This is a genomic window from Halomonas sp. 3D7M (assembly GCF_014897885.1).
Taxonomy (GTDB): Bacteria; Pseudomonadota; Gammaproteobacteria; order Pseudomonadales; family Halomonadaceae; genus Vreelandella.
Genome location: NZ_JABUZF010000107.1, coordinates 1 through 22,347, shown reverse-complemented (window position 1 = coordinate 22,347; position 22,347 = coordinate 1). Strand labels below are relative to the sequence as shown.

At 57.7% G+C, this 22,347-nt stretch carries 21 protein-coding genes and 1 riboswitch; of the genes, 14 read left to right on the top strand and 7 right to left on the bottom strand.

Features of this window, described 5'->3' with window-relative positions; all coding sequences use genetic code 11:
* Window positions 1–65 precede the first annotated feature (65 nt).
* From INT22_RS04855 to INT22_RS04830, 6 genes are all read right to left on the bottom strand, one after another.
* On the bottom strand, window positions 66–446 hold the full coding sequence (locus INT22_RS04855) for an AraC family ligand binding domain-containing protein (RefSeq protein ID WP_193067794.1): 381 nt from the start codon (window positions 444–446) through the stop codon (window positions 66–68).
* Window positions 447–577: 131 nt separating this feature from the next.
* Entirely contained in the window at window positions 578–1,342 is a 765-nt protein-coding gene (locus INT22_RS04850; RefSeq protein WP_193060269.1) for an ABC transporter ATP-binding protein, read from the bottom strand.
* Window positions 1,342–2,406: a FecCD family ABC transporter permease gene (locus tag INT22_RS04845; RefSeq protein WP_193067793.1), complete on the bottom strand. Its 1,065-nt coding sequence runs from the start codon at window positions 2,404–2,406 to the stop codon at window positions 1,342–1,344. Before INT22_RS04845 ends, INT22_RS04850 begins: the two co-directional genes overlap by 1 nt.
* A 15-nt stretch (window positions 2,407–2,421) precedes the next feature.
* Window positions 2,422–3,435, bottom strand: a complete 1,014-nt coding sequence (locus tag INT22_RS04840; protein WP_193060271.1) for an ABC transporter substrate-binding protein — start codon at window positions 3,433–3,435, stop codon at window positions 2,422–2,424.
* A gap of 83 nt (window positions 3,436–3,518) precedes the next feature.
* On the bottom strand, window positions 3,519–3,992 hold the full coding sequence (locus tag INT22_RS04835; protein ID WP_193060272.1) for a pseudoazurin: 474 nt from the start codon (window positions 3,990–3,992) through the stop codon (window positions 3,519–3,521).
* 95 nt (window positions 3,993–4,087) lie between these two features.
* A complete protein-coding gene (locus INT22_RS04830) occupies window positions 4,088–5,104 on the bottom strand; it encodes an ABC transporter substrate-binding protein (protein ID WP_226912414.1) in 1,017 nt (338 codons plus the stop codon).
* 67 nt (window positions 5,105–5,171) lie between these two features.
* Window positions 5,172–5,363: riboswitch (cobalamin riboswitch) on the bottom strand.
* A gap of 341 nt (window positions 5,364–5,704) precedes the next feature.
* On the opposite strand from INT22_RS04830, the gene INT22_RS04825 reads away from it, so the two are divergent.
* The 9 genes from INT22_RS04825 to cobJ are packed head-to-tail and all read left to right on the top strand — an operon-like array spanning window position 5,705 to window position 17,612.
* A complete protein-coding gene (locus INT22_RS04825; protein ID WP_193067792.1) occupies window positions 5,705–7,477 on the top strand; it encodes an AAA family ATPase in 1,773 nt (590 codons plus the stop codon).
* A complete protein-coding gene (cobO, locus tag INT22_RS04820) occupies window positions 7,474–8,067 on the top strand; it encodes a cob(I)yrinic acid a,c-diamide adenosyltransferase (protein ID WP_038483381.1) in 594 nt (197 codons plus the stop codon). The genes INT22_RS04825 and cobO overlap by 4 nt, the downstream gene beginning before the upstream one ends.
* Window positions 8,067–9,437, top strand: a complete 1,371-nt coding sequence (locus INT22_RS04815) for a cobyrinate a,c-diamide synthase (RefSeq protein ID WP_193067791.1) — start codon at window positions 8,067–8,069, stop codon at window positions 9,435–9,437. Before cobO ends, INT22_RS04815 begins: the two co-directional genes overlap by 1 nt.
* Window position 9,438: 1 nt before the next feature.
* Window positions 9,439–10,545, top strand: coding sequence for a cobalamin biosynthesis protein CobW (gene cobW / locus INT22_RS04810; RefSeq protein ID WP_193067795.1), 1,107 nt, complete (start codon window positions 9,439–9,441; stop codon window positions 10,543–10,545).
* Window positions 10,545–14,384 (top strand): cobaltochelatase subunit CobN, encoded by a 3,840-nt coding sequence (cobN, locus tag INT22_RS04805; protein WP_193067790.1) that lies wholly within the window; start codon window positions 10,545–10,547, stop codon window positions 14,382–14,384. The genes cobW and cobN overlap by 1 nt, the downstream gene beginning before the upstream one ends.
* Window positions 14,362–15,531, top strand: coding sequence for a cobalamin biosynthesis protein CobG (locus INT22_RS04800; RefSeq protein ID WP_193067789.1), 1,170 nt, complete (start codon window positions 14,362–14,364; stop codon window positions 15,529–15,531). The genes cobN and INT22_RS04800 overlap by 23 nt, the downstream gene beginning before the upstream one ends.
* Complete coding sequence (locus INT22_RS04795) at window positions 15,515–16,144, top strand: precorrin-8X methylmutase (protein ID WP_009723625.1); 630 nt, start codon at window positions 15,515–15,517, stop codon at window positions 16,142–16,144. The genes INT22_RS04800 and INT22_RS04795 overlap by 17 nt, the downstream gene beginning before the upstream one ends.
* Entirely contained in the window at window positions 16,141–16,866 is a 726-nt protein-coding gene (cobI, locus tag INT22_RS04790; protein ID WP_193067788.1) for a precorrin-2 C(20)-methyltransferase, read from the top strand. Before INT22_RS04795 ends, cobI begins: the two co-directional genes overlap by 4 nt.
* A complete protein-coding gene (cobJ, locus tag INT22_RS04785; protein ID WP_193067787.1) occupies window positions 16,863–17,612 on the top strand; it encodes a precorrin-3B C(17)-methyltransferase in 750 nt (249 codons plus the stop codon). The genes cobI and cobJ overlap by 4 nt, the downstream gene beginning before the upstream one ends.
* A 12-nt stretch (window positions 17,613–17,624) precedes the next feature.
* On the opposite strand, the gene INT22_RS04780 is transcribed toward cobJ, so the two are convergent.
* The gene (locus tag INT22_RS04780) at window positions 17,625–18,362 is read right to left on the bottom strand and encodes a cobalt-precorrin-6A reductase (protein WP_193067786.1); all 738 of its coding nucleotides are present in this window, start codon (window positions 18,360–18,362) and stop codon (window positions 17,625–17,627) included.
* Here INT22_RS04780 and cbiE point away from each other — a divergent pair.
* The 5 genes from cbiE to INT22_RS04755 all read left to right on the top strand — a co-directional run bounded on the left by cbiE (window position 18,361) and on the right by INT22_RS04755 (window position 22,202).
* Entirely contained in the window at window positions 18,361–19,569 is a 1,209-nt protein-coding gene (gene cbiE, locus INT22_RS04775; RefSeq protein WP_193067785.1) for a precorrin-6y C5,15-methyltransferase (decarboxylating) subunit CbiE, read from the top strand. The genes INT22_RS04780 and cbiE overlap by 2 nt on opposite strands.
* Window positions 19,566–20,078, top strand: coding sequence for a cobalamin biosynthesis protein (locus tag INT22_RS04770; RefSeq protein WP_193067784.1), 513 nt, complete (start codon window positions 19,566–19,568; stop codon window positions 20,076–20,078). The genes cbiE and INT22_RS04770 overlap by 4 nt, the downstream gene beginning before the upstream one ends.
* 43 nt (window positions 20,079–20,121) lie before the next feature.
* Entirely contained in the window at window positions 20,122–20,925 is an 804-nt protein-coding gene (cobM, locus tag INT22_RS04765; RefSeq protein ID WP_193067783.1) for a precorrin-4 C(11)-methyltransferase, read from the top strand.
* Entirely contained in the window at window positions 20,922–21,686 is a 765-nt protein-coding gene (gene cobF / locus INT22_RS04760) for a precorrin-6A synthase (deacetylating) (RefSeq protein ID WP_193067782.1), read from the top strand. Before cobM ends, cobF begins: the two co-directional genes overlap by 4 nt.
* 75 nt (window positions 21,687–21,761) lie before the next feature.
* Window positions 21,762–22,202 carry a YtoQ family protein gene (locus tag INT22_RS04755; protein WP_009723617.1) on the top strand — a complete coding sequence of 147 codons (441 nt, stop codon included), beginning with the start codon at window positions 21,762–21,764 and terminating at the stop codon, window positions 22,200–22,202.
* Window positions 22,203–22,347 lie beyond the last annotated feature (145 nt).

Below are 22,347 nucleotides of genomic sequence, written 5' to 3'. Positions count from 1 at the left end.
TGATGTCGTCGATCTTGCCATGGTCCACCTCACTGCAGTGTATTACATTCTTGAGATGTCCATCGTTACTGGGCAAGATCAGAGGCCCTGATCAGCAGCTCGCGTAAAAGGGCAGTGACGCCTATTCCTACTGGATGATTAGGCAGGTTTAAGGTGAACGATTCGACATTGACATATAACGTCCGCAAACAAACCGCTGTGCTGGCGCGCATTTCATGTTCTACATAAGGAGGCATCCATACGCCACGAAACGGAGGTAATAACCAGTATTCATCGCGGGTACACAGTCTCATCGTACCTGTACTGGCATAGATTAACTGTCCACGCTGGTGTTGATGGGGAGGGATGTGATGGCCCGCAGGGTACTCTTTAAACATCGACACCACAGGGTTTTTAGCATTTTCCCATTTAGCAAGATGCGCATTTGGTGGGTGGTTAGTACTCATTTGGGCCCCAATATCTTAACCAAGAAAACGCCTCACTATACCCTGGGGTATCGCCGCCTTTTACTTGGCTTTTACCTCATGCCATTTATCCATGTCATTTACCCCAAGTCATTGACCCTTTGCTAACGTTTCTAAACAGCATTGCGAAAACGCATGACCTGCTTGCCATCGACAGGGTCATCGATCACATGGGCATGCACACCAAAGGTCTGTTGTAGCCTACTGGCGGTGAGCACGTCGTGGGGTGGGCCACTATCGATCAGGCGGCCGCTATCCATAACGCCAATGCGGTCGCACTCCATGGCTTGGTTAAGATCGTGCAGGGAAATAATCACCGTAATCGGCAGTTGCCTGACCAGTTCAAGAATCGACAGCTGGTGGCGAATATCCAGATGGTTGGTGGGTTCATCCAGCAGCAGGATCTTAGGCTGTTGGGCCAATGCCCGAGCAATATGCACGCGCTGGCGCTCACCGCCAGAAAGTGTATGCCAAAGCCGATCTGCCATATGCGCCATATCAACATCTATCAGCGCTTTAGCCACGATGGCATCATCTTCAATTGACCAGGCGCGTAAGGCGGAAAGAAAAGGCGTGCGACCCAGCGCGACCACTTGGCGCACGGTAATTCTATCGGTGGTGTCAGCCTGTTGCTCAACCAAGGCAATAGATTGAGCGATAGTCCGTTGTTTGAGGGCGTGCAAAGGCTGGTTATCAATCCGCACCTGGCCTGTCTTTGGTTTGTTCAAACCGGCCAGCAGACGCAGCAGGGACGTTTTTCCCGAGCCGTTGGGCCCCACCAGACCAAAGGTCTGACCGGGCTCGACTGTGAGGTTGACGTCAATGACCAGTGGCGTGCCATGTATCGCCCAGGTGAGTTGTTCTGCGGATAATTGCATTAATGCCTCTTGCCACGGACAAGAATAAGCGCAAAAGCGGGCGCGCCGATCAGTGATGTAATCACCCCGATGGGAAGCACCTGACCAGACACTAGAGTGCGCGAAAGAATATCTGAACCGATTAAAAATACTGCGCCAGCAATCGCGGAGGCGGGTATCAATCGCGTGTGTTGGCTGCCGACAATAAAGCGCATCGCATGGGGAATCACTAAGCCAACAAAGCCAATCGCTCCTACGATGGAAACCATTACCGCAGTAACCAGCGCCATTGCGATAATCAGCATGCCGCGCACCGGGCGCACTGCAATGCCCATAGACGCGGCGCTGTCAGCCCCGAAGGTAAACGCATCCAAGGAGCGGCGGTGCCATAGGCAAACCACTAGCCCGAACAGCGCGGCAGGCACCGCTAGGGTAGCATCAGCCCAGCGCACTCCGGAGAGATTGCCCATCAGCCAAAACATAATGCCCCGCGCCTGTTCAGCACTTGCTGACTTGGTAATGATAAAAGCTGTCAGTGCATTAAACAGCTGCGAACCTGCAATCCCCGCCAGAATAATTGCTCCTGCTGCCTGAACACCACGCCCACCACCAACACCGCTGTTGGCCGCATGGGCGAGCATCACTACGATGCCAAAGGCGAGGAGGGCACCAGCGAAGGCACCCAACGATAACGACAGCATGCCAGCGCCTAACCCAGCAACTGCCACCGCAACGGCACCCGTAGATGCTCCAGCAGAAATGCCCATTAAATAGGGGTCGGCTAGTGGATTACGCAGCAGGGCCTGCAATACCACTCCCGCCAACGCCAAGCTGGTGCCACAGCAAGCGGCAACGACGGCGCGACTGAGGCGGTAGTTCCAGATAATACCCTCGTCGATTCGGTCAACTGGATAGTCCGCGCCAAGTAGTTGATTGGCGAGCACTTTGAGTATCGTATCAACGGGAATAGATGTCTCGCCGATGGCGGTGCCCGCGATGAGTGCGGCCACCAGCACAAGAGGCGTCACCCAAAGCCAGCGCAACCCGAAGCGCTTAGTTATGGGCCGTGATAGCGCTATGCTCATTCGTAAAAAGCCATATCAGTTGAAAGACATCGTCGATAGCGCCTCGGCTAGTGACTCAAGGCCGTAAATGCTGCGCATAGTGGCACTCATGGCATGGGCGTCCATCTCTACGATGCGGTTATTTCTAACCGCCGTCATTTCGCTGGTAACCGGGTCATTGTGCAGAAACTCACGCTTTGCTTCGATGTCGTCAGCAGGAAAACGGCGACGATCCATGGCGGCGATAACAATCACATCGGGGTCAGCCTTGGCGATGCTTTCCCAGCCAACGGTGGGCCACTCTTCATCAGACTCAATGACATTGCGAATGCCCAGTTTGTCCATCATATAGCCCGGTGCGCCCAGTTGGCCGGCAACGAAAGGGCTAACCCCCAGATCCGTTGATGAAAACCAAAATACTGCCGACAGGTCTTCCGGCAAATCAAGGCTGCTTGCTAGGTTGATAGCGTGTTCTTCACGGGCGTTCAGGTCTGCCACCAGGGCTTCACCAGCGTCTTGAACATCGTAGATTTCGGCTAGCTCGGTGATTCCTTTATAGATCGATTCCGTCGAGAAAGCGGCGGTGCGGGTACCATCGCCACCGGTAGAGTTATCCTTGGTGTCGCAATCGGCGGGCATGATGTAGGTGGCGATACCTAGTTCATGGAACTGATCTCGGCTGGCCACGCTCCCGGTAGGCCCCACGTGCCACTCGTATTGCACCGCAACTAAGTCCGGGCGCTTGTTGACCACGGCTTCGAAGCTGGGGTCATCGTTGGCGATCCGCTCGATCTGTTCATTGACCTCAGTAAATTGCGGCAAGACCGGATTAAACCAGACTGAGGTACCAACCACGCTATCAGCGAGCCCTAGTGAGTAAAGGATCTCTGTGGCCGATTGACCCACCGTTACCGTTTGCTCGGGTGGCGACGCCACACTTATCTCTACGCCGCAGTTGGTCAAGTTCACTGGGTAAGTAGTGTCACTGGCCAGTGCGAATGAGGCGGGCAGCAGCGATGCGGCTATCAGTGAGTAACATACATGCTTCATTTCGGAATCCTACAAAAGATAAATTTTAATAATTTGCAATGTTATATCATTTTATTAATCTAAACGAAGAGCACTTTCCTGTATCAGCCGTTTTTAGACAAAATATCTAAAAAGCGTTGTCGTGCGGCTGGCGGGAGGTTGTCGGGTAGGTCGCTTTCGGTGGCGGCGGTACCTCCCACCTGGATCAGCATCACCATGCCCATGGTGTAGTGCGGTGAACACTTGATGCCCCAGATGCCTTCTTCGTTCAGCGTTACCTCTATTTCCTCGTTAATATTGCCGACGAAGGCTTCTCCACCTTCCGGCACCATTCCTGCAATTGTGGCCGCATTATGCCCTGCGTTAGTGGCCAGAAACTTCACGCTATCCCCCGGTTGGATAACCAGATAGCTAGGTGAAAAAGGCAGTGGGCCACTATCGTTGCGGTGAAGCATCTCGACAGTATGGATTTGAGGAGAGTGTGTCTCGGCCAACGCGGCTAGCGGTAAAAAGCCAGTCGTTAAAAGGCTGAGTGTTAAAAAGCGAAGTAGTAAGCCAGTTCTTAGTAGTAACTTCATTATAATTAGACCCGTTGAGGCGTAATTAGCGGCGCATCACCCAAGGAGCCAGGAACAATCCGAGCGTCGAGGTGACTGGTGCGCAGCAGCACGTATCATTCTGACAGGTTGAAGTCAGCTAGCTTGTCGGCAAGGGTTTCCAGCGCAAAGATTGAGCGAACTGATGGATCCATTGCGTGGGCATCAATTTCAATGATGCGATCATTCTCCACGGCTTCAGTGATACTGGTGACGGGGTCGGTGAAGAGGAATTCGCGTTTAAGCGCAATATCGTCGGCTGGAAACCGGCGTCGCTCCATTTTGGCCGCAACAATAAAGGTAGGGTTGCTGCGGACGATGGTTTCCCAGCCAACGGTGGGCCATTCTTCCTCAGAGGTCACTACATTGCGAATACCCAGCGTAGACATCATCCAGCCCGGTACGCTGTTGATGCCTGCTACATAAGGGTCAATGCTGAGATCGGCAGAGGAGTACCAGAAGACACCGCTAAGGTCATCGGGTAAATCGAGTTGTTCGGCCTTCGCCACGGAAGCTGCTTCACGTGTACGAAGGTCAGCGATGACCTCTTCACCGCGTTCGGTGACGTCAAAGATATACGCTAGCGTGGCAATGCTCTCGTAGAGCGTTTCGGTATCGAAAAGGGCGGTGCGGGTGCCATCGATGCTTTGGCTATTTTGTTTACCTACGCAGTCGGTGGGTAGGGTCCAGACAGGGACACCCGCGTCATCAAACATGTCGGTAGTGCCTACCATGCCCGCGGGGCCGATCATCCATTCATAGGCTGAGACCACTAAATCAGGCTGTTGGGCGATAACACTTTCATAGCTGGGGGCGTTGTCTGAAAGCCGCTTAACGTCGGCATCTATCTCGCTAAACTCTTCCAGTACCGGGCTTATCCATAGGGCGGTGCCAGCGACGTTATCGGCAAGACCCAGTAGGTAGAGCATTTCTGTGGGGGCTTGGCCAATACTCACTACGCTTTCTGGCGTTTGTTCTAGAGTAATCTCGTGTCCGCAACTGGTGAGCGTGAGGGGGTAATCGGTAGCGGCGTGAGCCGTCTGCCCAAGGCTTACAACACTGGCAGCCACCGCCGTGGTCAATCTCAACATCATGTACACTCCCGTGCATGATGAGCGATGCGTACAGCCAGAAAAAATATCTGGCCGAACTGTCTCGCTCGATTAATTAACATGGTCGGCAGGTCTCCTGACTGACGGGTCATGGCTAGCTCGCCTTCCCAGACAATACGTCCAGTGGCTCATTGAGCATCGCTAACCGCCTACAGTTGCGGGGGCAGTTCCGTTTCGCGGCTAAGCCGCAGCGGATTCTCTATTAAGTTCCGTGAGGAACACCGACGGCAGCTATTCTAGGTGGCGGGTAAAGGTAGAACAACAAAAAGCCCGATCTTTCGGCTAAATTTGACATTAAATCCATTTTTTTCATTACGATAAGACAAACCAAATCTTCTGTGGCTTGGTATTCTTAAATGTCATATCAATTTGGCCTAGTGTCGAAATTAGGCCTGTCTTACCGTGTACTAATAGGGACTGTCTTCTAGGGAATGCTTGGCACTAAGCTGGCTTCAAAGCCGCGCCTTCCTCTATACTGCAACGTTTTATTTCATCGCTTCCTTATGAATGGTTTTATCATTACTTACCAAGTCATCATGAATCAAGTTCAAGCTTCGGGGATGCTCTGCATGGGAGGTTCGGTTGAGTGACTTTCCCTTTGTAGGTGTTGTCGGCCAGGAAGCGCTGAAAACCGCCTTGCTGCTGAATGCGATTAATCCGCGCATTGGCGGTGTGCTGATCAGCGGCCCTCGGGGCAGTGCGAAATCCACCCTGGCGCGGGCACTGGCGGCGGTTTTGCCTAACGACACCAATGGCAAAAAGCCACCCTTTGTCACCTTACCCCTCGGTGCCAGCGAAGACCGGCTCGTGGGAAGTCTTGATTTGCAAAAGGTGCTAGCCGAGCAGCAAGCCACTTTTCATGAAGGGCTCCTCGCCAAAGCCCATGGCGGGGTGATGTATGTCGATGAAGTTAATCTGCTGCCGGATATACTGGTTGACCTGCTGCTAGACGTGGCCGCTAGCGGGGTCAATATCGTTGAGCGTGATGGCATCAGCCACTCACACTCGGCGCGTTTTAGTTTGATTGGCACCATGAACCCTGATGAGGGCGAGCTGCGTCCGCAACTGCTCGACCGTTTTGGGCTCTGTATTGAACAGGCTGACCGCGTCAGCGTTAAACAGCGCATTGCTATTGTTCAGCAGCGCGAAGCCTTCGACCGCGACCCTGAGGCTTACATACAACAGTTTGCGGTAGAGCAGGCAGCGCTGACTCAGCAGATTCACCATGCCCAACAGGCACTAGCATCAGTGACTTGCGAAGGCTGGGTGTATGAGACCGTTGCTGCACGCTGCGAAGCCGCAGGCGTTGAAGGGCTGCGGGCAGACGTTACCTGGCATCGAGCAGCTCAGGCTCATGCAGCCTGGCGGGGGGCGGAAAGCGTCAGCCAAGTAGATATCGATACGGTGGCGCCCTGGGTGCTGGCACATCGTCGAACCCAGCCGCCAGAGCAATATCCGCCGTCCTCCCCGCCTAATCAAACGCCTTCAAATGGGGAGGGCGGATCGTCGTCAGCTAATAACGCGCCCACCGGCGGATCATCCCATCAAAATGGTGAGCAGGGTCAATGGGGCGCTATGCCGCCCATGGCACAGGCGTCCATTAACCAGCCAGCGGTTAACCTGCCCGAGAGCAATACCTTTTCCCCGCGTGTGCAACGCGCCGATACAGCGGCTAGCTCAGGCAAGGGAAGTGTCTCCGGTCGAGGGCGTTCTCTGGCGGAAACCTCGCGGCTAGACGGGTTCGCGACGCTGATCGCCAACCGTGGCCAGTGGCCTTGGCAGCAATTGAAAATGCGCAAGTCTCGCGCAGGGCAGGCGATAGCGCACCTGGTGCTACTGGATACCTCTGGCTCCACCTTGGGGCAGCGCCTGTTAGGCCAAGCCAAAGGGCTGGTGGAGTCGCTGGTCGCCCAAGCTTATGCTGCGCGGGAGCAAGTCGCGGTGCTTGGGTTTGGTAATGGTGGCGTGGTGTCGCTACTGTCACGTCGACGTGCTCCCAAAAACGCGCGGGGCACGCTTGATCATGCCAAGGGCGGCGGTGGCACGCCGCTGCGGGAAGCGATTGTGGAAGCCAAACGGCTAATTCAACAGTGGCAGCGCCGCGAGCCTGGCTTACAGGTACGTACTTATTTGATTACCGATGGCCGCACACGGGAATCGGTTGACGATCTCGCTCCGCTAGGTGATTGCCTGCTGATCGATACCGAGCAATCGAGAGTTAAACGCGGGCAGGGCGTACGCATCGCCCAGCAATTAGGCGCCCGTTATTGGCCAGCCTCGTTTGGTAAACCCTCTTTGGCACATTCTGCTTTTGCACATTCTGTTTTTGCACATCAACCTGGGGAAAGCCCATGAGTGACGCTAGCCATTTAAACCGCATGCAGCGCAAAAAAGACGTGGTCGATGAGCGTATTAGCCGTGCCACCGAAGAGCGTGGCGTGCTGATTCTGCTTAAAGGCAACGGCAAGGGAAAAAGCAGTTCGGCTTTTGGCACCATGGCGCGTTCACTAGGGCACGGTCAGCAGTGCGCGGTCATTCAGTTTATTAAAGGCCGCCGCGAAACCGGCGAATACCTGTTCTTTCGCGATCATCCCAAGCTTGATTGGCACATCATGGGCCACGGCTTTACCTGGGAAACCCAGAATCGCGAGCGGGATATCGAAGCCGCCCAAGCCGCCTGGGCAGTCGCTAAAGGACTGCTGGAGAACCCCGCTTATCATATGATCGTGCTGGATGAGATGAGCTACATGTTCAAGTACGGCTATCTCGACCCCGAGCCGGTGGTAGAAGCCTTGCAACGCCGCCCGGCGCACCAGAACGTGATCATTACTGGGCGCACCATGGCCACGCCGCTGCAGGAAATCGCCGATACCATCAGCGTTGTTCAAGATGAGCGCCACGCGTTTCGCGGCGGTGTCAAAGCTCAGGCGGGGATCGAGTATTAATGAGTATGCTAACCGCTCGCTGCCCCGCGCTGTTTATCGCTGCCCCGGCTTCTGGCCAGGGTAAAACTACCGTCACGGCGGGCTTGGCGCGGCTGCTACGTAATCAGGGCAAGGTGGTGCGGGTGTTTAAAACCGGCCCTGATTATCTGGACCCGCAGATATTGGCTCAGGCCTCAGGTCAACCGGTAGATCAGTTAGATTTATGGATGGCAGGCGAAGCCTACTGCCGCCAGCGTTTTTATGACGCCGCCTGTGAAGCGGATTTGATTCTGGTCGAAGGAGCCATGGGGCTGTTTGATGGTGAGCCTTCAAGCGCCGACCTGGCGGCCTTATTTGCTATTCCCATGGCAATTGTCATGGATGTAAAAGGTATGGCGCAGACCGCAGCCGCGCTGGTATCAGGGCTTGCCAACTTTCGGGATGATATCCATATCGCCGGGCTTATTGCCAATGCCTGCGGCTCGCAGCGCCATCGCGAGCTGATCGAAGGGGCGCTGCCGGCGACGATTCCTTTGCTGGCCGCTGTGCCACGAGACCCTGATTTAGCGCTCCCCGAACGCCATCTTGGGCTGGTGCAAGCTGCGGAGATTCGCGAGGATTTAGAGGCACGCTTTGAAGCGGGTGCCAAGGCACTGGAAGCGGCTGGGCTGCTGGAAGCGCTTGCAGCACTGCCACCGGTGACCTTTGCCGCTCCGCAAGAGCAGCTTGCGGCCGTTAAGCCGGTACTTAAAGGCCGCACCATTGGCGTAGCCCGTGATGCCGCCTTCAGCTTTATCTATCAGGCCAATCTCGACCTGCTGGAGCAGATGGGCGCAACGCTGCGTTTCTTCTCGCCGCTGACGGATAGCTGTCTGCCCGAATGCGATGCGCTGTGGCTGCCGGGAGGCTACCCGGAACTTCATGCCCAGCAACTGGCCGGTAACAGCGCCATGCGTTCGGCCATTGAGGCTTTCTATAGCGCCGACAAGCCCATTCTGGCTGAGTGTGGCGGCCTGCTGTACTGCCTGGAAACCCTGACTGACTACGACGATATCACCCATCCCATGCTCGGCTTGCTGCCTGGGCAGGGGGCGATGCGCGGTCGGCGTGGCTGCCAGGGGATGCAAACGGCTGAACTGCCGGAAGGCCCGGTTCGCGGCCATGCCCACCACCGCTCTATGGCCGAAGGCACCCCCGAGCCGATTGCTCATGGCCGTCGCCAGCGCCACCCCGCACCGGGGGAGGCGATTTACCGTCAGAATCGCTTAACGGCGACCTATTTACATCTGTTTTTCCCCAACAATCCTGACGCTGTGGCGAGGCTTTTTTCCGCCAGCCCGGCGCACGCTGAACAGCGATACAGCGAGGCATTTACCCATGCAACCCAGTAATGTGAAGTTAAACAAGATTCCCGCCACGGTCGTCACCGGTTTTCTCGGCAGCGGCAAAACCACGCTGTTGGCCAATATTCTGCGCCAGGTTACCGGCAAGCGGATCGCCGTGATTGTGAATGAGTTCGGCGAGCAGGATATCGACTCTAGCCTCTTGCGCAGCTGCGCGTTGGGGTGTGAAGAGGGTAGCGAAGGCGGGCAGCTAGACGGGGAAGATGGCAGCATCTATGAGCTGGCCAACGGCTGCATCTGCTGCACCGTGGAAGAAGAGTTCCTACCGGTGATGAAAAAGCTGGTTGCCCGCCGCAATGATATCGACCACATTCTGATCGAAACCAGCGGTCTGGCACTGCCTAAGCCGCTGGTACAGGCGTTTAACTGGCCCGACGTGCGCCAGCACTGCACCGTCGACGCGATTATTACCGTGATTGATGGCCCCGCGGTAGCTGCCGGCCGTTATGCCAGCGATGTGGATAAGGTCGAAGCCCAGCGTCGCGCTGATGAAAGCCTGGATCACGACCCCAGCCTGCGTGAGCTACTGGATGACCAGCTAAGCGCGGCGGATTTGGTACTGGTCAGCAAGGCGGACCTGCTCAGCCCGGAAGAGCGCACGCAGGTTGAAGCGGTGATTCAGTCGCGGGTGAGCGAATCGGTAAAAACGCTGTTTATCGATCAGACCCAGACCACCGACACCGCCCAGTTGGAAGCGCTGATGGGCATTGGTGCGGCCAGCGAAGAGCATATTGACAGCATCACCAATCATCACGATAAGCACCACGCTGAAGGCGCGCACCACGACCACGCCCACGATAACTTTGATTCCTGCGTGATTACCCTGGGTGAAGTGGATGGCGACGCCCTGGCCAGCAAGCTGCAGCAACTGCTGAAAAGCCATGAGATCTACCGCGCCAAAGGCTTTGCGGCGATTCCCGGCAAACCCATGCGCCGGGTTATTCAGGCGGTTGGCGAGCGTTTGGAAGGTTACTTCGATCGGCTTTGGAGCCAGGACGAGACGCGCCAGACCCAGCTGGTAATTATTGGCAAATCGCTGGATAGCGCCGCGCTACGTGAAGCGCTAACTGAGGCAGAGGTTCAGACGGCCACCTAATGCACTTATTTGCCGCCAAGCCCGGGGGCTTTGTCGATGATGAAGGCATTATCGATCTGCAGCAGAGCCCCGCCGAGGTCGTGATACTGTCCGCCGCTGATAGCAATCTGTCGGCGCTGGCCCAGGCGGTTGATCGCCTGGGGGAAGCGTACCCCTCGGTGCGGCTAGCCAACTGGATGAATTTGGTAAAACCGGCGGCCTATGATCTCTATGAAGATCGGGTGCTGGAAAAGGCTCAACTGGTCATCGTTTCACTGCTGGGCGGTAAAGCCTACTGGCAGTACGGCCATGAACGCCTGCTCGCTTGGGCGGTGGCTAGGCCCGAGCGCCAACTGATTTTGGTGCCGGGTTGCGACGCACCGGATGATGCCCTATTAGAAGATTCCACCATCGCCTTTGATGGCGCTTACCGGGTGTGGCGCTATTTAAGAGAGGGCGGCGTGGATAACGCCGAGCAGTTGCTGCGCTTTATCGCCAGCGAATGTTTATCGCTTTCTCTGGCATGGCAGGAGCCGAAAGTTATTCCGGCCGCGGTGATTTATGCGTCGCAAGACCAGCAGGCGCTAAGCCTTAGCGAGTGGCGCGACCGTCAGATACCCGGGCGGCCGGTGTGCCTGCTGCTGTTTTATCGCAGCCACTTGCAGGGGGCGAATACTGCCGTGCCAGATGGCCTACTGGCAGCGCTCAAAGAAAAAGGGCTAGAGCCGCTAGCGGTTGCCGTGGCCTCCTTGAAAGAGGGGCCATGCATTGATTTTATCAACCACCTGATTGAGCAAACCGGCGCCATGCTGGTGATCAATACCACCAGCTTTGCGGTCAATCGCAACGCCGACGGCCTGGATGCTCTGGGTGAAAAGCTACCCGACAGCCTGTTTGTGGGGCGACCCGTGGTGCTCCAGGCGATACTTGCCAGCAGCACCAGTGAAGACTGGCAGGACATGGCCGCCGGACTGCATAGCCGCGATGTGGCCATGCAGGTGGTGCTCCCCGAAATGGATGGTCGCATTATCACTAGGGCGGTGGGGTTTAAAGCCGAAGCCCACTATAACCAGCGCTGCCAGCTGGCAGTGACCCACCACGTGATTCATCCAGAACGAGCCGCCTTTGTCGCCGAGCTGGCGCGGCGCATTTGTTCGCTACGGCTAACCCCCAATAGGCAGAAGCGCATCGCGCTGATCATGGCCAACTACCCCAATCGGGATGGCCGGATCGGTAACGGGGTCGGGCTGGATACCCCCGCATCGACGCTGCAGATTCTCAGCGCCCTGAAAGAGGCGGGTTATCCGCTCAGCGAGCTACCGGAAAATGGCGATGCGTTGATCCGCCAACTTCAGGGCGCGGTGACCAACGATCACGGCAGCCTCGACCAGCGCGCCTGCTGGCAGAGTATCAGCGTTGACGACTACCTTGCTTGGTTTAAAACCTTGCCCAGCGAGCTGCAGGAAACCGTATGGACGCGCTGGGGTGCGCCTAACGAAGACCCCAAATGCCGCCAGGGGCGTTTGATGATCGCCGGTATTCGCTTAGGCGAGACCTTTGTGGGGATCCAGCCGGAACGCGACTTTATCGACGATCTTACCCAGTCCTATCACGATATGGAGCTGGTGCCACCCCACAGCTATCTGGCGTTTTACTACTGGCTGCGCGAGCACTATCAAGTTGATGCAGTCATCCACGTGGGCAAGCACGGCAACTTAGAGTGGCTGCCGGGTAAAAGCATCGCCTTGAGCGCTGACTGCTGGCCGGATATTGCCCTGGGGCCGTTGCCGCACTTTTATCCGTTTATTGTGAATGATCCCGGCGAGGGTGCCCAGGCCAAGCGCCGCAGTCAGGCGGTGATTATCGACCACCTGATGCCGCCGCTAGCGCGGGCCGAACTCTACGGCGCTATGGCCGAGCTTGAAGCGCTATGTGATGAGTATTATCAAGCGCTGGATATGGACCCGCGCCGGGAAGCGCTGATTCGCAGCCAGATTCTCGCTCACCTGCGTGATACCGGTATCGATCAGGAACTGGCGCACGCCGTCGACGGTTGTGAAAACAGTACTGATGACGCCGACATTCTCAACGAGCTGGATACCTTTCTGTGCGATATCAAAGAGTCGCAGATTCGTCATGGCTTGCACATACTCGGCACGCTGCCGCCTGAAGAGAAGCGGGCGGGAACGCTGGTGGCGCTGCTACGGCTACCCCGTGGTGAAGCGGTGGCCAGCCGCGGCCTGCTGCACAATCTAGCGAGTGATTTAGGGTTGGATTTTGATCCGCTAGCCGCTGGCAACGAACCTTGGCAGGAGCCTAAACCCGTTGTTCTAAGGGAGCTGCTGGATACCCCTTGGCGCACCGGCGCGGATACCCGCGAGCGCCTTGAACTGCTGGCCGAGCGCTGGGTGGCCGACTACGTATTAGCCCCTGGTTGCCTGGAGGAACTGGCCCAAGATTACCCCAACACGGCGGAGCAGCTGCGCTATGCCCGCGACCAGCTATGGGTCGCTATGCAGCGTGGTGTGAAAATGGAGATTCAGTCGCTGCTCGACGGCCTAGAAGGTATCTTTGTTCCCGCTGGGCCTAGCGGCGCGCCCAGCCGAGGGCGGCTGGATACGCTGCCCACCGGGCGTAACTTTTTCAGCGTCGATAACCGTTCAATTCCATCGCCAGCCGCCTGGACGCTGGGGGAAAAATCCGCCCAGGCGTTTGTCGAGCGCTACCTGCAGGATAACGGCGACTATCCGCGCCGTTTGGGGCTTTCGATTTGGGGTACCGCCACCATGCGCACCGGCGGCGATGATATCGCCCAGGCCTTCGCGCTGATGGGCGTGCGCCCTAAATGGTCGCTGGGCTCCCAGCGGGTGAGTGATTTCGAAGTGATCCCCTCGATGCTGCTCAATCGCCCAAGGGTTGATGTCACGCTGCGGGTCTCCGGGTTCTTCCGCGATGCTTTCCCCAATGTGATCCGCCTGTTTGACGCCGCCGTGCAAGCGGTGGCTAGTTATGAAGAGCCGGGTAACAGCAACACCATCCGCGAGGCGGTGCTTGCTCGCCAGCAAGTACTGGAAGACCAAGGGCTAAGCCCAGAGATGGCCGCCCAAGAGGCAAGCTACCGTATCTTCGGCAGCAAGCCCGGCGAATATGGTGCGGGCTTAAACCGGCTGATTGAAAACCGCTCTTGGGACAGCGCCGACGATTTAGCCGAGGCCTATATGGATACAGGTGCCTACGCCTACGGCCAGTTTAAGGCTTCCGGCACTGCCGCGCGGGCGGCGTTTGAACAGCAGCTCCAGGGGCTGGATGCGGTGATGCAGAACCAGGATAACCGCGAGCACGATATTCTTGATTCCAACAGCTATTACGCTTTTCAGGGCGGTATGGCCAGCGCCTCGCGCTCGCTAAGCGGAAAAGCACCGACCATTTATCACGCCGACCACGCCAATCCCGCGGTGCCCAAGATTCGTACCTTGAAAGAGGAACTGGCGCGGGTGATCCGCTCGCGCGTGTTGAATCCCAAGTGGATCAATGCCATGCGTGAACATGGCTATAAAGGCGCCTTTGAAATGGCTGCCACGGTGGACTATCTGTTTGCTTACGATGCCACCACCGATCTAGTCGCCGACTACCAGTACGCCCAGGTGAGTGATGCCTTGGTGCTCGACGCTGCTAATCAGCAGTTTCTGCGTGAGCACAACCCCGCAGCCTTAGAAGAGATGGCGGAACGCTTACTCGAAGCCGCCCAGCGAGGCATGTGGCAAGCCCCCGGCGAACACGGCCAGGCGCTACAAGACCTGCTGCTGGAAATGGATGAAGCCAAAGAGACGGGGAATTATGACCACCAGCCCGCGCATTAAAGGTTGGTGCCCCGGCGCGTGGCGGCCTATGGCCACCGGCGATGGCCTGTTGGTACGTGTACGCCCACCGCTGGGCCAGCTTTCACGGCAGCAGGTAGTGGCACTGTGTGAAGCCGCCGAGACCTTCGGCAGCGGTTTGATCGAGCTAACCAGTCGGGCCAATATTCAACTACGGGGAGTGACCGAGGCCAGCTGGCCGCCGCTGATGGCGTTTCTGATTGAGCATCAGTTGGTGAGCGACGACCCGCAAGCAGAACGCCAGCCACAGCTGATGCTGGCATCCGCTTGGCAAGAGGGCGATGACACTCATACCATTGCCCGCCTGTTGCAAGTGCGGGGCAGCGAATTAGCGCCTATGCCCGGCAAGATCGGTATTGCGATTGATACAGGAAAAGCGCCGGTGCTGTGCGATAGCGCCGCTGATTTTCGTATTGAGCGCTCGGTGGACGGCGGTTTGATAGTGCGCGCCGATGGCTATGAATGTGGCACGGCGGTGAACGAGCCCGAAGCCGCCGTTGAGCAGTTAATACGCCTGACCCATTGGTTTGTGGACAGCGGCGGCTGGGACTCTGGGCGCATGCGGCGGCACATAGCACCGCTGCCTGACTGGGCGGCCGCTGATACTGCCCCCGCATCCCCTGGCGAGAAGCTGGCGCTGGGCAAACATAGCAACGGTATGGTGGTGGGGCTGCCTTTTGGCCGGGTGGCGGCTAATACGCTGCGCGAGACTGTCTCTCCGGCAAATGGTTCTCTAACAAATATCAGTGCTGTGCAGTTCACGCCCTGGCGGCGCTTATTGTTGAAGGATTGCGATACACTACCCGCGGTTGATGGCTTAATCCGTCATAATAGCGACCCGCGGTTAGCGATGGATGCCTGCCCCGGTGCGCCATACTGCGAACAGGCGAGTGTTGCCACCCAGCCGCTTGCCGAACGGCTAAGTGGCTGGGTGGAAACAACCGTACACATATCTGGGTGCGCCAAAGGCTGCGCCCGCCAACGGCCAGCAGCGCTGTGCCTAACCGGCCGCGAAGGGCGCTTTGACGTGATTGTTAACGGTCGCGCCGATAGCGCACCGAAGGCCACCGGCCTTTGTGAATCTGACGTTTTACACTATTTGGAGAGTTTGGGTGCCTCACGTTTATGAAACACACGGACCGGCGATTTACCGGCAGTCGTTTGCGATTATTCGCAATGAAGCTGAGCTTGATCGCTTTTCAGCGGAAGAAGAAACGGTTGCGGTACGCATGATTCACGCCGCTGGGCTGGTGGAGCTGGCGGCGCATATCCATTTTCAGAATGACGTGGTCAATCGAGCGCGTTCAGCGTTAGAGCAGGGCGCACCGATTCTTTGCGATGCACGGATGGTCTCCGAAGGCATTACCCGCAAACGGCTGCCCGCTAATAACGACATCATCTGCACCCTTAACGATGAGCGCACTCCAGGCCTTGCCCAGGAAATGGCCAATACCCGTTCAGCGGCAGCGCTGGAACTGTGGCGGCCGCACCTGGAAGGTGCCGTGGTCGCCATTGGCAATGCGCCCACCGCGCTGTTTCATCTGCTTAATATGCTCGAAGACCCAGACTGCCCGCGCCCGGCGGCCATTATTGGCTGCCCGGTCGGCTTTGTTGGCGCGGCGGAATCCAAAGAAGCGCTGTTGGCTAACCCCGCGCTGCCCAGCTGTATCGTGCGTGGCCGCCTGGGTGGTAGCGCCGTCACGGTAGCGGCCATCAACGCCATGGCGGATCGTATCGAATGACCCAAGGAACCATTTACGGGGTTGGCTTAGGGCCCGGCAGCCAAGACCTAATGAGCGTGCGTGCCGACCGCTTGATTCGTGGTGCCAGCCATGTGGCCTATTTTCGCAAGCAGGGCCGCAGCGGGCATGCGCGTACCATAGTGGAAGGACTGATCGCCCCTGGTGCAACCGAGCTGCCCATGGAGTATCCGGTTACCACGGAAATTCCTTTTGACGACCCTCGCTACAATGAACTGCTGTCGGCTTTTTACGAACGCAGCGTGGCCCAACTGATCGAGATGGCAGAGGCCGGGTGCGATGTCGTGGTGCTTTGCGAAGGCGACCCGTTCTTCTACGGCTCCTTTATGCACCTCTACACGCGGCTGCTGAACCGCGTGCCGGTCTCGGTAGTGCCGGGGATTACCGGTATGTCGGCGGCCTGGACGGCTACCGCGCAGCCAATTACCTGGGGTGATGACATCATGACGGTGCTGATGGCCACGCTGCCGGAAGAGACGTTGGCCGAGCGCATCGCCCAAACCGATGCACTGGTGGTGATGAAAATTGGCCGCAACCTGGCCAAACTACGCCGAGCGCTGGCGCATGCTGGCCGTGAAGGCGAGGCGTGGTTGATCGAGTACGCCGCCATGACCCAGCAGCGCGTGCTGCTGCTGAGCGAGGTTGGCGAAAGCGTGCCTTACTTCTCGATTGTGCTGATTCATGGCAACGGGAGGCGGCCATGAGCGGTTGGCTGAAAATCGTCGGCCTCGGGCCGGGTGCCGATGCCATGATTACCCCGGAGGTTTCGGCTGCGCTACTCGAAGCCACCGATGTGGTCGGCTATGTGCCCTACGTTAATCGCGTGGCTCCCAGGGCTGGGTTAGTCCGCCATGGCTCAGATAACCGCGAAGAGATTCGCCGGGCGGAGCAGGCGCTACAGCTGGCGCTTGAGGGCCACCGGGTAGTGGTTGTCTCCTCTGGCGACCCTGGCGTATTTGCCATGGCCGCTGCGGTATTCGAAGCCTTGGAAGCGGGGGATGCCCAGTGGCGCACGCTGGATATTCAGGTACTGCCGGGTATTTCTGCCATGCTGGCCGCCAGCGCAAGCGTCGGCGCACCGCTGGGGCACGACTTCTGCTGCATTAATCTATCCGACAACCTCAAACCCTGGGCGCTGATTGAGAAGCGCCTGCGCTTGGCTGCCGAGGCCGACTTCGCCATGGCGTTTTACAACCCGCGCTCCAAGGCACGGCCAGCGGGGTTTGAACGAACGCTAGAGGTACTGCGGGAAGCCTGTGGGCCGGATCGATTGATAATCTTCGCCCGCGCGGTTTCGACCCCCGAAGAAGCAATTCGCGTTACCACATTAGGGCAAGCAACGACGGATATGGCTGATATGCGCACGCTGGTCATCGTTGGTTCCCAGCAAACCCGCTTGATTGAACGCAGTGGCGTGCCGCTGGTTTATACGCCGCGTTCGGCTGATTAAACGCTGTGATGATTAATAGTGGTCACTAAGCCAGCTAAACACGTCATCGATACGATGAACTTCGTGGCGTGGCGGCAGTGCCGGCCGTTCTATCATCACAATGGGTAGGCCGAGCCTTCTTGCCGCGCTGAGTTTCGACGACGCACCTTCGCCGCCAGCGTTTTTACACACGATGCGCTGGATGCGCTGATTTTCCAGCAGGGCGAGATCGCCTTCCAGCGTAAACGGGCCTCTATCAATCACAGTGCTGACATCCGGCAGTGGCAACGGGCTGGTTGGCGGGTCAACTAAACGCAGCACATAATGGTGCTGAGGCTGAGCGGCAAAGGCGCTAAGGTGCATTCGCCCAATCGCGAGCAGCACCCGTTGGGGCGGGCCAGCCAAGGCGTTAAGGGCCTCATCAATACTTGCCACGCTTTGCCATTGGTCGCCGGTAACAGGCTGCCAGGCAGGCCGGGTAAAAGCGGTGGTCTTTACACCGCACTGCGCCGCCGCGGCTAACACGTTGCTGCTCATCTGTGCGGCAAACGGGTGGGTGGCATCAACAATATGGGTAATGCGCTCCTGGGCTAAAAACGTGACCAGCCCATTAACGCCACCAAAGCCGCCAATGCGGGTCGGCAGTGGCTGGGGTTTAGGCGTGTTAACGCGCCCTGCATAGCTAAAAATGGCGGGAATGCCACGCTTGGCAACAGCGCTGGCCAGGGCGCTGGCCTCGCTGGTTCCGCCGAGAATTAGGATTTTGATCATGGCTGAGGTTAACAACGCTCCCTGGCTTACCCTTTTAGGCTGGGGAGAGGGTGGCACACAGGGGCTGACAGCGGCAAGCCGACAGGCATTGGAAAGTGCCGAGGTAGTGTTCGGCGCACGCCGTCACCTGCGCCTTTTACCGCCGCTAAACGCTGAGGTGATTGAGTGGCCAGTGCCCTTTGCTGATGGCATTACAAAGCTGCTAAACCAGCGTGGCCGCCGGGTGGTGATGCTGGTCTCCAACGACCCGTTCTGGTTTGGGGCGGGTACCTCATTAGCGCAGCATCTCAGCGTAAACGAGTGGCAGGCACTGCCAGCCCCTTCCTCTTTTAGCTTGGCGGCTGCACGTTTGGGCTGGCCATTGGAGCGTTGTGTTTGCCTGGGTTTACACGCCAAGCCGCTAACCCGTATTCGGCCCTACCTGCATGCCGGTAGACGCTTGCTGGTGTTGGTAAGAGACGGCGCGGCGGTGACCGAGCTGGCGGCGCTGGTAACTAGCCTTGGCTTTGGCGATACCCAGCTAACGCTGCTGGAATCTTTGGGCGGCGATAACGAACGCATTCGCCATTGTCGTATCGACGCCAGCTTGCCCGACGACATTGCCCATCCGGTGGCGGTAGCGCTGGAAGTTGCCGGTAACGGCCCCGCCTTGCCGCTGACGCCCGGCCTGCCGGATCATTTTTTTGACCACGACGGCCAGATTACCAAACAGACCATTCGCGCCATCACCCTGGCGGCCCTTGCCCCCATGCCCGGCGAGCGGCTGTGGGATATCGGCACCGGCTCAGGCTCCGTTGCCATTGAGTGGCTGCTCGCGCATACGGATAATCAGGCGGTGGGCTTTGAGCAAAACGCTGAACGGGCAGTACGAGCACGCAGCAATGCAAACAGCCTTGGCGTTGACTGGCTAGAAGTAAAACAGGGCCGCGCGGCTGACGTACTCAACGATACGCCGCTACCCGATGCGGTATTTATCGGCGGCGGGTTATCTCAAGCGCTGTTAGACGACTTATGGCAGCGCCTGCCCAAGGGCGTGCGTATCGTCGCCAATGCCGTCACTCTGGAATCCGAAGCGCTGCTGGCGCACTGGCACCAGCAGGTAGGCGGCGAACTGCTGCGTTTAGAGCTTGCCAACGCAGCCCCCATCGGCACACGGCGGGGCTGGAAAGCCATCTATCCGATTGTTCAGTGGCGGGGCGTTAGATGAAGCCATCGGTATTGAGAATTGCAGGGTTTGGTTTTCGCCGCGAAGCCACGATTAAATCGCTCGGCCAAGCGCTGGATCAACTGATCGACCAGTACGGCTCTGTCTACAAGTACGGTGCTGTCTATAAGTACGGCCTTATCAACCGGCTGGCGGCGGCACGTTCTATGTTGCCGTTGGTAGAAGAGCTAGGCCGACTGCGTAATATCGAAGTCATTGCCGTAGCAGATGCCGAGCTATCAACAGTGGCAACGCTTACCCATTCAACACACAGTTTGCAGGCGCGCGGCACAGGCAGCGTTGCCGAGGCCGTGGCGCTGCTAGCAGCAGGCCCGAATGCGAGATTAGTGGGGCCCAGGATCATTTCAGCGGATCGACAGGCTACCGCCGCACTGGCGTTAGGCTTTGCACGAAAACTGCCTGTGCTCGACAATACGGCGTTAAAAATCGCCTCAAAATACTCATTTACACCACGTAAACTCCGTTTTTTCGTTGATTTTTGCCTTGTCTAGTCTTCGCTCGCCGACTTTTCGTACAAAGCCTAGGAATTAGTTAATGACCGTACATTTCATTGGCGCAGGCCCCGGCGCGCCGGATCTGCTTACTCTACGCGGGCGGGATTTAATCGCCGCCTGCCCGGTGTGCCTGTATGCGGGCTCTTTAGTGCCGGAGCAGATTCTGGAACACTGCCCGGCGGGGGCAATGGTGATCAATACCGCGCCGCTCTCGCTGGATGAGATTATGCAGGAAATCAGCCGCGCCCACGCCGAAGGCCAGGATGTCGCCAGACTGCATTCGGGGGATCTCTCGGTATGGTCGGCCATGGGCGAGCAACTTCGTCGCCTGCGCGAGCTGAATATCCCCTACAGCATTACTCCAGGCGTGCCATCCTTTGCGGCAGCGGCGGCAACCTTAGGTCAGGAGTTAACTCTGCCCGGCGTGGCTCAGTCGGTGGTGCTCACCCGCACGCCGGGTCGTGCCAGCGCCATGCCCAGTAACGAGATGCTTGCCAATTTCGCCCGCACTGGGGCAACGCTGGCTATCCACCTCTCCATCCATAACCTTTCCCAGGTAGTCGAAAGCCTGACGCCTTACTACGGCGCGCAGTGCCCGGTCGCGATTGTGTGGCGGGCAAGCTGGCCCGACGAGCGGGTGGTACGTGGGCGGCTAGCCAGCATAGAAGCGCTGATCGATGACACCATGCAGCGAACCGCGCTAATTCTGGTGGGGCCGGTACTGGAGAGCGAAGACTTCCAGGAAAGCAGCCTCTATGCCGTAGGCTACGACCGCCGCTTTCGCCCTCAGTCGGCGGATTCGCCTTTTGCCACGGCAAGCCAAGACCAAGAGAGCGACTTATGATCACGCTATCGCTGATAGGCATCGGCACCGGCAACCTTGATCACGTCACCCTGGCCGCCGTGCGCGCCCTCAATAGCGCCGACCTGATCCTGCTGCCCCGCAAGGGCGAGGCCAAGTCGGATCTAATCGATCTACGCCGCTTACTCTGCGAACGCCTGTTAGAAGAACCGGTGACCACCAAAATCGTCGAGTTCGATCTTCCCAGCCGTGATAGCCGTAATGACTACCTTAGCGCGGTAGACGACTGGCACGCTGCGATTGCCAGCGTTTGGGCGCAGTTGATGGATGAACATCTTCCCAATGGCGGGCGGGTCGGCATGCTGGTGTGGGGCGACCCCTCGCTTTACGACAGCAGCCTGCGTATTAGCCAGCGGCTAAGCGCTGCGGGTAAGCAGGTAGATGTAGAGGTCGTGCCTGGCATCACCAGCCTGCAGGTGCTTACCGCTGAACATAAAATTCCCCTCAACGCGCTTGCAGAGCCAGTACAAATCACCACCGGCCGCCGCCTACGCGAGCGCGGCTGGCCGAACGATGCCGCCACGGTAGCGGTGATGCTGGATAGCGGCGGGGCGTTTACCACGCTGCCGTTTGACGACACCTATATCTGGTGGGGCGCCTACCTGGGCATGGATAAACAGTGCTTAATCAAAGGCTGGCTAAGCGAGGTCAGCGACCAAATCATCCAACGCCGCGCGGAACTACGCGACACCCACGGCTGGATTATGGATATTTACCTGCTCGCCAAAAAGCCGGAAAAATAAACCCAGGTATCAATATGGAATATTTTTCCATAAAATAATCCTGCCTATTAAATAACCAAGTTATCAGGAGCGACTATGAGCTTTTACGTCTATCTTTCTGGCGAAATCCACACCGATTGGCGCGAAGAGATTCAGCGCGGCGCTGATGCAGCGGGCCTGGATATCGTCTTCACCGCCCCGGTCACCGATCACGACGCCAGTGACGCCGCAGGCGATCACCTGGGCAAGCCGGAAAATGGCTTCTGGCGCGACCATCAGTCCTCCAAGGTCAACGCCATCCGCACCCGCACCATGATTGAGCAAGCAGATCTGGTAGTTGTGCGCTTCGGCGACAAGTACAAACAGTGGAACGCCGCGTTTGATGCAGGCTACTGCGCCGCACTCGCCAAGCCCTACATCACCCTGCACAGCGAAGATATTGTTCACCCGCTAAAAGAAGTCGATGCCCAAGCCCAAGCCTGGTGCACCACCACCGATCAAGTCGTCGAAACCCTGCGTTACGTCCTAAAAGCCTAAACCTTAACGCCTCCTGCAACACCGCCACTGTATTAGTGGTGTTGTGGGAGGGCGCTTTAGCGCGCGACCATCCCGCCCCGTAAATAACACCGCATCTGAACCGATACTCTGCTCTAGTATTGTAGACATGATGGATTGACCTGCC

What these genes read in the sequence shown, in the direction of transcription:
- cobJ (WP_193067787.1), top strand. Translation starts at nt 16,863, where the DNA reads ATGAGCGGTTGGCTGAAAATCGTCGGCCTCGGGCCGGGTGCCGATGCC.
- cobI (WP_193067788.1), top strand. Translation starts at nt 16,141, where the DNA reads ATGACCCAAGGAACCATTTACGGGGTTGGCTTAGGGCCCGGCAGCCAA.
- cobF (WP_193067782.1), top strand. Translation starts at nt 20,922, where the DNA reads ATGATCACGCTATCGCTGATAGGCATCGGCACCGGCAACCTTGATCAC.
- cobO (WP_038483381.1), top strand. Translation starts at nt 7,474, where the DNA reads ATGAGTGACGCTAGCCATTTAAACCGCATGCAGCGCAAAAAAGACGTG.
- INT22_RS04755 (WP_009723617.1), top strand. Translation starts at nt 21,762, where the DNA reads ATGAGCTTTTACGTCTATCTTTCTGGCGAAATCCACACCGATTGGCGC.
- INT22_RS04830 (WP_226912414.1), bottom strand. Translation starts at nt 5,104, where the DNA reads ATGATGTTGAGATTGACCACGGCGGTGGCTGCCAGTGTTGTAAGCCTT.
- cobM (WP_193067783.1), top strand. Translation starts at nt 20,122, where the DNA reads ATGACCGTACATTTCATTGGCGCAGGCCCCGGCGCGCCGGATCTGCTT.
- INT22_RS04835 (WP_193060272.1), bottom strand. Translation starts at nt 3,992, where the DNA reads ATGAAGTTACTACTAAGAACTGGCTTACTACTTCGCTTTTTAACACTC.
- cbiE (WP_193067785.1), top strand. Translation starts at nt 18,361, where the DNA reads ATGGCTGAGGTTAACAACGCTCCCTGGCTTACCCTTTTAGGCTGGGGA.
- INT22_RS04845 (WP_193067793.1), bottom strand. Translation starts at nt 2,406, where the DNA reads ATGAGCATAGCGCTATCACGGCCCATAACTAAGCGCTTCGGGTTGCGC.
- INT22_RS04815 (WP_193067791.1), top strand. Translation starts at nt 8,067, where the DNA reads ATGAGTATGCTAACCGCTCGCTGCCCCGCGCTGTTTATCGCTGCCCCG.
- INT22_RS04800 (WP_193067789.1), top strand. Translation starts at nt 14,362, where the DNA reads ATGACCACCAGCCCGCGCATTAAAGGTTGGTGCCCCGGCGCGTGGCGG.
- INT22_RS04780 (WP_193067786.1), bottom strand. Translation starts at nt 18,362, where the DNA reads ATGATCAAAATCCTAATTCTCGGCGGAACCAGCGAGGCCAGCGCCCTG.
- INT22_RS04855 (WP_193067794.1), bottom strand. Translation starts at nt 446, where the DNA reads ATGAGTACTAACCACCCACCAAATGCGCATCTTGCTAAATGGGAAAAT.
- cobN (WP_193067790.1), top strand. Translation starts at nt 10,545, where the DNA reads ATGCACTTATTTGCCGCCAAGCCCGGGGGCTTTGTCGATGATGAAGGC.
- INT22_RS04770 (WP_193067784.1), top strand. Translation starts at nt 19,566, where the DNA reads ATGAAGCCATCGGTATTGAGAATTGCAGGGTTTGGTTTTCGCCGCGAA.
- INT22_RS04840 (WP_193060271.1), bottom strand. Translation starts at nt 3,435, where the DNA reads ATGAAGCATGTATGTTACTCACTGATAGCCGCATCGCTGCTGCCCGCC.
- INT22_RS04850 (WP_193060269.1), bottom strand. Translation starts at nt 1,342, where the DNA reads ATGCAATTATCCGCAGAACAACTCACCTGGGCGATACATGGCACGCCA.